General features: G+C 39.3%; 7 protein-coding genes. 6 read left to right on the top strand and 1 reads right to left on the bottom strand.

Annotation, left to right across the window (positions count from 1 at the left end; all coding sequences use genetic code 11):
- The first annotated feature begins 189 nt into the window (after window positions 1-189).
- Together FD50_RS02855 and pepF are read left to right on the top strand one after the other, a co-directional pair.
- Entirely contained in the window at window positions 190-1,212 is a 1,023-nt protein-coding gene (locus FD50_RS02855; protein WP_056960153.1) for a competence protein CoiA family protein, read from the top strand.
- Window positions 1,213-1,282: 70 nt separating this feature from the next.
- Window positions 1,283-3,091, top strand: a complete 1,809-nt coding sequence (pepF, locus tag FD50_RS02850; protein ID WP_054758158.1) for an oligoendopeptidase F — start codon at window positions 1,283-1,285, stop codon at window positions 3,089-3,091.
- A 336-nt stretch (window positions 3,092-3,427) separates the two neighbouring features.
- Here the strand turns inward: pepF and FD50_RS02845 are convergent, their stop codons facing one another.
- Window positions 3,428-4,063, bottom strand: a complete 636-nt coding sequence (locus tag FD50_RS02845; RefSeq protein WP_054758147.1) for a DsbA family protein — start codon at window positions 4,061-4,063, stop codon at window positions 3,428-3,430.
- Between the two features lie 206 nt (window positions 4,064-4,269).
- Between FD50_RS02845 and yjbM the strand changes: the two genes are divergently transcribed.
- From yjbM to mgtE, 4 genes are all read left to right on the top strand, one after another.
- Entirely contained in the window at window positions 4,270-4,905 is a 636-nt protein-coding gene (gene yjbM / locus FD50_RS02840) for a GTP diphosphokinase (protein ID WP_056960151.1), read from the top strand.
- A gap of 99 nt (window positions 4,906-5,004) precedes the next feature.
- Window positions 5,005-5,811 (top strand): NAD kinase, encoded by an 807-nt coding sequence (locus FD50_RS02835; RefSeq protein ID WP_054758148.1) that lies wholly within the window; start codon window positions 5,005-5,007, stop codon window positions 5,809-5,811.
- The gene (locus tag FD50_RS02830) at window positions 5,801-6,706 is read left to right on the top strand and encodes an RluA family pseudouridine synthase (protein WP_056960201.1); all 906 of its coding nucleotides are present in this window, start codon (window positions 5,801-5,803) and stop codon (window positions 6,704-6,706) included. Before FD50_RS02835 ends, FD50_RS02830 begins: the two co-directional genes overlap by 11 nt.
- Window positions 6,703-8,073 carry a magnesium transporter gene (mgtE, locus tag FD50_RS02825; RefSeq protein ID WP_056960149.1) on the top strand — a complete coding sequence of 457 codons (1,371 nt, stop codon included), beginning with the start codon at window positions 6,703-6,705 and terminating at the stop codon, window positions 8,071-8,073. Before FD50_RS02830 ends, mgtE begins: the two co-directional genes overlap by 4 nt.
- Window positions 8,074-8,217 lie beyond the last annotated feature (144 nt).

Below are 8,217 nucleotides of genomic sequence, written 5' to 3'. Positions count from 1 at the left end.
CTATGTTCGTAATTTCAAGTTAGTACTCAAATTTTCCCGACTTATGTCACACTCTCGTTTTTGTGTAGCACAGTCTATTGCTTGAAACAGATTTTTAATCTGTAAAAAATAACAAAACTACCTTTTAGTTTCAACAATAGATGCAGCTTTTCGACCTAGTTTGCGTAATTTTAACTAGGAGGTGATCGAATGTTGCAAGCTTGCAACTTGGATGGGGAACCGATTGCTGCATATCAGGCTGAAAGTGGAGAAAGTTATTATTGCCCAGCATGTCATGCAGAATTGATTTTAAAAAGCGGAGCGCACAAAATTACACATTTTGCACATAGAAATAATCCAGAATGTGCTGCTCATTCTGAAGGAGAGACAAGTGAACACTTGACTGGGAAACTTCAACTTGCACAATTGCTAAAAGTCCAAGGAAAAACGGTTATAGTTGAGTATTATATTGAGGTTTTAAAACAAAGACCAGATCTGTTTGTGCGACATCAGCAACAGAACTTTGTACTTGAATTTCAGTGTGCGCCACTTTCAGTTGAAAAAATGAAACAACGCTCGGAAGGATACAGACGACTTGGAATTGCTTTTTTGTGGATTTTGGGAGAGCGTCATCGGCTCCAACGGGGGATTACCCAGCAAATTGCCCAGTTTATTCGATGGTTGCCCAACTTGGGCTTTTACTTGGTATATTATTCCGTCAAGCGAAAAAAACTAGAACTATATTATCACCTCGAACAAGCCGACTATTTGCCGGTTGCAAGTTTGTCCTTTACAACTGCTAATTTCCAAGAATTAATTACTTTCATGAAAAAGCCATTAAGATTAGTGCCTCAAAAATTAACATCTAGGCAGAGAAGTCAGCAAATTCTTAAATTTCAACGTGACTGTTTTTATAGTCAAGGCAAAATTCGCGAGCTTCAGCAGGATTGGTATCAAGAAGGATTAGTTTTGCAACAGTTGGAGTTCTTTTTTATGCAACAAAGTTATAGCGCACCACTTTATGGAGTCAAACAACTTTATTGGAAGAGTAAATACTTACTGGCAGTTTATCGTGAAAAAGGTAAACTGGCAAAATTACATCAATTGGGTATAAGGCTTCAGCAACAAAGCAGCTTTTCTTTGCCTTTAGTTAAGCTTGAACATGTTTGGGAGGAGCAACTGGTAGATTTTAATGGAATCTTGAAGAAGTATCACTGGTTTTTTAGAGTGTAGTTCATTGTATTCTGACCTTAGGTATGTTTCTATAAAAAGAGTACCATTAGTAAATTGTGGGGTGAGAGCAATGGAGAAAAAGAAAATTGCGTTACTTGCAAGAACTGAAATTCCTACAGAGCTTACATGGGATTTGACCAAGATTTTTGCGACTGATGCAGCATTTGAAACGGAAGTTCATTTGATTACAACAATGGCAGGTGCTATGAAGCAGTACCGGCAGACAATGCAAAAAGATGCTGATGCATTAGTTTCTGTTTTGGAAACACTCCTGAATTTAAAAAGAAGAATTGAAAAAGTTTATGTTTATGCCAGCCTTAAGAATGATGAGGATACAAACAATAAACGCTATCAAGGATATTTTGCTAGGATTCAAAAGCTGACAGCTACTGTTTACGCTTCTTTTGCATGGTTTGAACCTGAAGTACTTGCATTGCCGGCGGAAAAATTAGCTCATTACTATGAAAGTGATGCGCGGTTGAATGCTTATCGGCATTTTTTAGACCAAATTAGGCTACAAAAGAAGCATTTTCTTTCTGAAAAAGAGGAGGGCTTGTTGGCGGCTGCATCTGATATTTTTGCGGCTCCGGAAAATATTTTTGGGATTTTAAACAATGCAGATTTAAAATTTCCAACCGTACATAACGATCAGGGACAGACAGTTGAGTTGTCACATGGATTATTTGGGAAATTGCTGGAATCTACTCACAGAGCAGTCAGAAAAGAAGCTTTTAATGCTCTTTATCAGACTTATGAGCAATTTCAAAATACTTTTGCAACAGCTTTAACAGCACATGTACGTACGCATAATTTTGAGGCCCAAATTCGTAACTATGCAACTGCCAAGCGGGCCGCACTTGCCCCTGATAACTTACCAACAGCAGTTTATGATCTTTTGATAGCAAGGGTCAATCAATTTCTGCCACTTTTACAGCGGTATGTAAAATTAAGAAAACAGGTACTTAAGCTTGATGAAGTTCACATGTATGACTTGTATGCGCCGATTACTGCTGTACCAGAGAAAAAATATAGTTTTTCTACGGCTAAGAAGATCACACTTGAGGTTTTGGCGATTTTTGGAACCGAGTATCTTGAAATAGTAAAGCGGGCTTTTTCAGAAAGATGGATCGATGTGTGTGAAAATCGCGGGAAAAGAGATGGTGCATATTCTTCAGGAACGTACGATACACCACCTTATATTCTTTTAAACTGGCAAAATAATCTTGAAAGTTTGTATACACTTGTGCATGAGATGGGACACAGTGTGCATTCGTATCTTAGCAACCACCGCCAAGCTTATCAAAATAGCGATTATTCAATTTTTGTCGCAGAGATTGCATCAACTACTAATGAAAATCTATTGACGCAGTATTTACTTGAAAATACTACCGATACAGGTTTCAAAGCGTACATTTTAAATCATTATTTGGATAGTTTCAAGGGAACTGTTTATCGGCAGACTCAATTCGCCGAATTTGAGGATTGGCTGCATATTCAAGATGCTGCGCAAAAGCCCTTGACTGCAAAAGAATTAAATGAAAAATACCTTGCATTGAATCAGCATTACTATGGGCCTAGTATGCAAAAAGATGCGCTAATTGCCCTTGAATGGACTAGAATACCGCACTTTTACTATAATTATTATGTTTATCAATATGCAACCGGTTTTGCAGCGGCGAGTGCTCTGGCGGCGAAGATCAGGGATGAAGGGCCCAAAGATTATTTACGTTTCTTGAGCACCGGCAATTCGCAATACCCGTTGGAGGCAGTTAAGCGTGCGGGAGTTGATATGACAACTGTGGAATATCTTGACGCAGCTTTTGCAATTTTCCAGCGCCGTTTAGCAGAATTAGAAGGATTGTTGCGCAAAAAAAGTTAGTTGCTAAGTTGAAGTTGCAGTAAAAAACGTGCATTTTTGGAAGTTAGACGGAGAATTTTGGCTTATGGAACACATTTATCCGGAATAAAAGGAGAGAGTGTGACATAAGTCGGGAAAATTTTGAGTGCTAACTCGAAATTACGAACATAGCGAGTACTTTGCTATGAGTAATTCGCAGTTAGACGGAGAATTTTGACTTATGGAACACGTTTATCCGGAATAAAAGAGGGGCTGTGACAAAAATTAATTTTTGTCACAGCCCCCTTAGTTCTGCCCAAAATACTTTACTTGATACTTCAGCGGTTAACTATCAAGTAGAAAAGTTCTGCTAGTTAGTTATAAAATATGAATCGATGAATGATGTCCTTTAGCGTCTAACTTTGCACTCTTGGTCGAGAGCAACTCGGCATTGAGCTTGCCTGTACACAGATCTTTTAGTAATTCAAATGACTGGCAGTCGGTAAACGAAATGCCAAAATCAAATTGATCCCAGTCATAAAGCACCGCGGTCGGATGAGTTTCGACTTTCATTTCTGCAGCCATCTGTTGATCTCTTTTGAAAGATTCAACCGTAAACTTTGAGGTACGGTCATGATTGAACATTTCAAGATCAAGCCCACTTTTTTTGGCAACTTCTGCAACAACTTGATCGCAGTATTCTTCTCCGCAAACAATCACACTTTGCTGCAAATTCAGCAGATAGTTTCGACCACGGCGGCTTCCTTGGAAAAGTGCTGCTTTGTAATCTAGGGCAGACTGATACACAAGTTTGAAAATACGATTTCTGGTATGAAGGTCATTTAATGGAAGATGACGTTCGCTCATAATCGTAGTGACTGTATTAAGATTTAAAAACGGGATAAACCGAAATTTAACATCCGTACTAAGCTGGTCAACTAACTTAATAATGTTTTGTTCCGACCGATAACACTTACTCCCAATTGGATTAATGAACAAGTATATTTCAAGCACAACTATTCCTCCGCACAACATTTTCGCACAACTGTATTCTACAAAACTGCTAACTATACTTTAACAAAAAAAAAAATATTTTCAATGATTGTGCACCCCTTTTTCAATTGAATGAAAGCAAAAACACAACTTTCTTTTATAATCTCCTGAATGTCTATGGTAAACTAATTGAGAGTCTTAGTTATTTACGATAGAGGGAATTAAGTATGGAGAAAGAATGGACAAGATTTTTACTACCATATGAGCAGGCTGTTTCAGAATTAACGGCGAAGTTTCTTGCGTTAAAAGAACAGTACGTGATTACAAAAAAGCATGTTCCAATTGAATTTGTGATTGGCAGGGTTAAACCGGTAGCCAGTATTTTAGAAAAAATGGAACGACGGCATATCGCTTGGGGAGAGTTGGCACAAGGGATGGAAGATATTGCTGGTGTTAGAATTATGTGCCAGTTTGTAGCTGACATTTACCAACTAGTAGAAGTCATGCGGCAGAGAAAGGATATGCACATTATTGAAGAAAGAGACTATATCGCTAATAAAAAGGCGAGTGGATATCGTTCTTACCACGTGATTGTTGAGTATCCAGTTGAGATGTTGACTGGCAGAAAGACTGTTTTGGCTGAGATTCAAATTAGAACACTAGCCATGAATTTTTGGGCGACCATCGAACATTCCTTGAACTATAAATATCAAGGCGTTTTCCCCCAAGAATTGAAGCAACGTCTTCAAGGAGCCGCAGAAGCAGCTTTTAGACTGGATCAGGAAATGTCAGCAATTCGAGAAGAAATTAAAGAAGCACAAGAGGCTTTTTCATATTACCGGCATAATGAAAAGAAAAAATAATATTTAAATGAATAGTACGTAAATTGTTTTATTTCATCTTCAAGAAGTGTAATAATAAAACGTGTAACTATAACGGGCACAAGATAAAAGAGGTAAGCTATGAAGATTGCGATTTTTGCAAATGATGGGCGGCTTTCACAGATTGTAAGTCAAAGGCTGCGTCAAAAATTCAAAGATACACACTTTGTTTTGGATGATCAAAATCCAGATATTGTTGTGACTATTGGTGGTGATGGAACACTTTTAGCAGCGTTCCACAAGTATAGCGCATTGCTGGAAACAGTGCGCTTTGTGGGTGTTCATACTGGGCATCTAGGCTTTTACACTGATTGGCGCGATGATGAAATTGATGATCTTGTGATTAGTTTGCAGTCTGATAATGGACAGTCGATCAGCTATCCTCTTTTGGATGTCCGTGTGACATATGCTGATAAGCAAAAACCTGAGAATTTTCTAGCACTTAATGAAGCAACCTTAAAGAGGTGGAGTGCAACCATGGTTACTGATGTTTATATCGGTGGAGAGTTGTTTGAAAGATTTCGTGGTGATGGGTTGTGTATCTCTACTCCATCAGGGTCAACTGCCTATAATAAATCTTTAGGCGGAGCTGTAATTCATCCTAACTTAAAAGTTTTGCAGGTTGCTGAGATTAGTTCAATCAACAATCGTGTTTTTCGGACACTTAGTTCACCAATGATTATTGCTCCAAATGATTGGGTGACGTTAATTCCGGCACGCGAAAGTGATTATTTGTTGACTGTCGATCAAAATAGTTTTCATGGTAAAAAAATAGCTCAACTAAGATTTAAAATTTCTAAAAAAAGTATTCATTTTGCCAAATATCGCCATATGCAGTTTTGGCAACGAGTACAGGATGCTTTTATCGGCTCAGAATATGCAAATTAATTGGCGTTATCAGGGGAAAGAGCCCATCAAGATTAAAACTTTTCTCAAAGAAAAAGGAGTATCGCGCCGCTTGCTTGCCAGTATTCGGTTTCACGGAGGAGAGCTGCTATTAAACGGCTTTCCCGGACGCAAGGTTGATCAGATGGAATTTACAGACCAATTAACGTTAAGGCTACCCGCTGAAAAAAGTAGGCAGCAACTGCAGCCATCGTATGTTCCGCTTGATATTTTATACGAGGATCGTGACTTTTTACTTGTCAACAAACCGGCAAGAGTGCCGTCGATCCCGTCTTTTTTGTACCCAAACGACTCCTTAATCAACCGCGTATGGGGCTATTACTTATTAAGGGGATATCAGGGAATTATTCCACATATTGCCACGCGCCTTGACCGTGACACATCTGGAGTTGTTTTGTTTGGAAAGCACCGTTATGCACATGCATTGTTAGACCAGCAGTTACAGGCACACCAGGTCGAAAAAACTTATTTAGCGATGTTATCAGGCAAAATTACCACAGCGCATTTCTTACTGGAATTGCCCTTAGACCGTGTCCCGGGATCGTTCATTAAACGTCGAGTAGAAGTGACAGGCAAAAGAGCAAGCACAGAGATGTGGAAGCTTGCTGGATTTCCACAAGCAACTTTGTGCAAGGTTCGGCTACATACAGGAAGGACCCACCAGATCAGAGTACATAGTGCATATCTTGGGCATCCCTTGGTGGGAGACACTCTTTATGGCGGTGAACTAAGTCAGCAGTTGCAGCGTCAGGCACTGCATTGCCATAAAATAGTTTTCTTTCATCCTTTCAAGCAGAAAAAAATTGAGGTTGTTGCTCAATTGCCAGCTGATTTACAAAAATATCTTGAGGAGAATCAACGGGGTGAACTGTCGTGAGTGAAGATAAACAAAAAAGTGAAGTAAAACAAGCCCAAATCGTCACCTATTTGGAACAGCAACAGGCGACAAAGTTTCGTGAAAATTTTTTGCTGCTGCATGTTTATGAGCAAGCACAGATTTTGACTGAATTGACAATTAGGCAACGTGCACGACTATATCGCTATTTGACTCCGGAAGAGCTCGGGGCCACTTTTAACGCAGTTGAAGAAGAACCTGAAGCGGTTATTAAATATTTCGATGAAATGACGCCTAATTATGCGGCAGCGGTTTTGGGACAGATGTATACCGATAATGCAGTGGATATTCTTGCCTTTGCAGAGAAGAAGAAATTGGTACAATATTTACGATTGATGCCAACTGAAAAATCAGCCGAAATTAAAGAAATGCTTCATTATGAGGATAAAACTGCTGGTGCGATCATGGCGACTGAGTTTGTTCAGATTGTCAGTAACCAGACTGTACGTTCAGGGATGCACGTTTTGAAAAAAGAAGCAAAAGAAGCTGAAATGGTTTACTATGCTTATGTCGTCGACGATGAGGAAAAGCTGATTGGCGTTGTGACCTTAAGACAGCTACTAATTAGTGATGACGATGCTTTGATTAAAGATGTGATGAATGATCAGGTCAAGGCTGTCAAAGTGGATGAAGATCAAGAAGATGTTGCTAAAACCATTAGAGATTATAATTTTCTTGCAATTCCGGTTACAGACTATGATGATAAATTAATTGGGATTATCACCGTTGACGACATTATTGATGTTATCGACGAAGAATCCGCTGAAGACTATTCTGGACTTGCTGGGGTTGATATTGAGGATAGCCCAGAAGATCCCATTAAAGCAGCTTCAAAGCGTTTACCATGGTTAATTACGTTGCTTTTTTTGGGGATGTCGACTGCTACTCTTATTTCGCATTATGAACAACTCGTCAGCGAGGCAAGTATTCTGGCAGTTTTCATTTCATCAATTACAGGAACCGCGGGGAATGCCGGAACTCAAAGTTTAGCGGTTGCAGTCCGTCGTCTTGCTTATAAGGGTGATGATAATAAAACCTTGTTACGGACAATCATCACAGAGGTTATCACTGGAGTTGTGATTGGGCTGGTCACGGGACTAACAATTTTTGTAATTGTTGGTTTGTGGAAACACAACTTTATATTAGGTTTTGTGATCGGGTTGGCAATGATGTGTGCAATTATCGTAGCGAATCTTGCCGGCAGCATTATTCCAATGGCGATGGACAAGCTGGGGTTCGATCCAGCTGTTGCTTCAGGACCGTTTATTTCAACCTTAAGTGATTTAACCTCTGTACTGATTTACTTCAATATTGCGAGCATCTTCTTGTCATTTATTACTGGCAAATGAAGCCGCAAAAACCTGTGTCTGATTTCTAAATGAAAGTTGGCGGTGTGAGAACCGCAATTTCATGGAGAGAATTGATTGGTGGCATGTATTAATTGCGCAGATGACAAAGTAAAACAAAACTAAAGGGAGCTGTGACAAAAGTTG

This window comes from Liquorilactobacillus satsumensis DSM 16230 = JCM 12392 (assembly GCF_001435195.1).
Taxonomy (GTDB): domain Bacteria; phylum Bacillota; class Bacilli; order Lactobacillales; family Lactobacillaceae; genus Liquorilactobacillus; species Liquorilactobacillus satsumensis.
This window is presented reverse-complemented; position numbering and strand designations above follow the sequence as displayed.

Coding starts and splice junctions, on each gene's coding strand:
- FD50_RS02855 (WP_056960153.1), top strand. CDS start 190: ATGTTGCAAGCTTGCAACTTGGATGGGGAACCGATTGCTGCATATCAG.
- yjbM (WP_056960151.1), top strand. CDS start 4,270: ATGGAGAAAGAATGGACAAGATTTTTACTACCATATGAGCAGGCTGTT.
- FD50_RS02830 (WP_056960201.1), top strand. CDS start 5,801: ATGCAAATTAATTGGCGTTATCAGGGGAAAGAGCCCATCAAGATTAAA.
- pepF (WP_054758158.1), top strand. CDS start 1,283: ATGGAGAAAAAGAAAATTGCGTTACTTGCAAGAACTGAAATTCCTACA.
- FD50_RS02835 (WP_054758148.1), top strand. CDS start 5,005: ATGAAGATTGCGATTTTTGCAAATGATGGGCGGCTTTCACAGATTGTA.